The organism is Streptomyces alkaliphilus, assembly GCF_014141535.1.
GTDB lineage: Bacteria > Actinomycetota > Actinomycetes > Streptomycetales > Streptomycetaceae > Streptomyces > Streptomyces alkaliphilus.
Genome location: NZ_VKHT01000842.1, coordinates 1 through 2,219 on the forward strand (window position 1 = coordinate 1; position 2,219 = coordinate 2,219).

The window sequence follows — 2,219 nt, forward strand, 5'->3', positions numbered from 1 at the left end:
GGCCCACCGTGCTGCTCGCCGCCGCACTCACCGCCCTGCCCCTCCTCACCGCCTGTGGTGCCGCCCCGGAGGAGGACGCCGAAGCCGGAGCGGGCACCGCCGCCACGGCCACCTCCCTGGCGGACTTCGGGGACATGGACGCACTCGTCGAGGCCGCCGAGGCCGAGGGCCGGCTGAACGTCATCGCGCTCCCGCACGACTGGGCCAACTACGGCGAACTCATCGCCCGGTTCCAGGAGCTCTACGACATCGAGGTCGATGAGGAGGATCCCAGCGCCTCCAGCGCCGAGGAACTGGAGGCGATCCGTTCCCGCAGGGGCCAGGACCGCGCCCCCGACGTGGTCGACATCGGGGCCTCCTTCGCCTTCGGCGCCGCCGAGGAGGGCCTGTTCGCGCCCTACAGGGTGCGGGGCTGGGACGACATCCCCGACAACCAGAAGGACGCCGACGGCCTCTGGTTCCACGACTACGGCGGCTTCGTCTCCATCGGCTGCGACGCCGCGACCGTCGGAACCTGCCCCCGGACCTTCGAGGACCTGCGCAAGCCCGAGTACCGCAACATGGTCGCGCTGAACGGCAATCCGACCATGTCCGGGTCCGCGATCGCCGCCGTGCAGGCCGCCGCGCAGGCCAACGGCGGTTCCCTGGACGACGTGCAGCCGGGCATCGACTTCTTCGCCGAACTGCGGGAGGAGGGGAACTTCATCCCGGTCGAGGCCACTCCGGCCACCATCGAGAAGGGTGAGACGCCCATCACCATCGACTGGGACTACCTCAACGCCGGATACGCCGACCAACTCGATGGCTCCGGCGTGGAGTGGACCACCGTCGTTCCCACCGACGGCGTGTACGCCCAGTACTACGTCCAGGCCATCAACAAGGACGCCCCCAACCCGGCGGCGGCCCGACTGTGGATGGAGTTCCTCTACGGCGAGGAGGGCCAGAACCTCTGGCTGAAGGGCTACGCCCGCCCGGTGCTGCTGCCGGCGATGGAGCGGGACGGCACCGCCGACGCCGAGTTCCTGGCCAAGCTGCCCCCGGTCACCGTCGAGCCGGAGTTCCCGACCCCCGAGCAGTTGGAGGCGGCGCGGGACACCGTGAACGAGAACTGGGAGCGGGCGCTGTCCTGAGCGCGCGCCGCCGCGTCCCCGGGCCGTGGCGTCCGGGGCCGCGGCGGTATCCGTCGGTCGGCCCGCCGGCCGGCCCGAGATCCCGTCACACCGCTCTCCACCCGGGACCACGAGACCCATGACGACCACCCCGCTCCCCGGGCCGGCCGCCCCCGCGGCCCGTCCGGCCCGGCCACGCCGCACCACCGCGGTCGGCGGTTGGCTCGGTGCCCTGCCACTGCTGCTCTTCACCGGCCTGTGCTTCGGCGTGCCGCTGATCGCCCTGCTCACCGGGGCTTTCACCACCACCGATCCGGTGACCGGAACCACCGTCGCGACCACCGACCACCTGACCCGCTCGTTGCGGGGCCACTACCTGGACGCCCTGCTGGGCAGTCTGCGACTCTCCCTGATCACCGCCGCCATCGGCGCCGTCGCGGGCACGTTGCTGGCCCGGGCGATCGTCACCTCCCGTTCCCGGATCCTGCGCGACCTCACCCTGACCGCCTCCGGGGTGCTGGCCAACTTCGGTGGCGTGCCCCTGGCGTTCGCCTTCATAGCGACCCTCGGCATCTCCGGCGTCGTCACCCGTATGGGGGACCTGGGGGCGCGTGGCTGGAGCCTGTACACCTTCTCCGGCCTGGTCCTGGTCTACCTGTACTTCCTCATCCCCCTCATGGTGCTGGTGACCCTCCCGGCCCTGGACGGTCTGCGCCCGCAGTGGCGGGAGGCGGCGCTCGACAGCGGTGCGGGGACCCTGCGGTACTGGTGGCACATCGGCCTGCCCATCCTGACCCCGGCCCTCCTCGGTGGGTTCGTCCTGCTGTTCGGCACCGCCTTCGCCGCCCACGCCACCGCCGCCGCGCTGGTCGGCTCCGGGGGGATGTTGCCGCTGGTCACCCTGAAGATCGCCGACGCCCTCGGAGGGAACGTCCTCATCGGTCAGGAGGGCGTGGCGCTCGCCCTGGCCCTCGACATGATCGCGGTCGCCGCCGTCGTGATGGCGGTTTACCTGCCCCTCCAGCGACGGAGCGCCCGATGGCTGCGCTGAACCCGGCACCCGCTCCCGTCCCGGCTCCCGGGGCGACCGCCCCCGACCCGGCTCCCGGC

The 2,219-nt window shown here is 72.2% G+C and carries 2 protein-coding genes; both read left to right on the forward strand.

Annotated features, from left to right (window positions below):
* Positions 1-8 precede the first annotated feature (8 nt).
* Positions 9-1,130 carry an extracellular solute-binding protein gene (locus tag FNQ90_RS20360; RefSeq protein ID WP_182607689.1) on the forward strand — a complete coding sequence of 374 codons (1,122 nt, stop codon included), beginning with the start codon at positions 9-11 and terminating at the stop codon, positions 1,128-1,130.
* Between the two features lie 118 nt (positions 1,131-1,248).
* Positions 1,249-2,160 carry an ABC transporter permease gene (locus FNQ90_RS20365; RefSeq protein WP_182607688.1) on the forward strand — a complete coding sequence of 304 codons (912 nt, stop codon included), beginning with the start codon at positions 1,249-1,251 and terminating at the stop codon, positions 2,158-2,160.
* Positions 2,161-2,219: the final 59 nt, after the last annotated feature.

What these genes read in the sequence shown, in the direction of transcription:
- FNQ90_RS20365 (WP_182607688.1), top strand. Translation starts at nt 1,249, where the DNA reads ATGACGACCACCCCGCTCCCCGGGCCGGCCGCCCCCGCGGCCCGTCCG.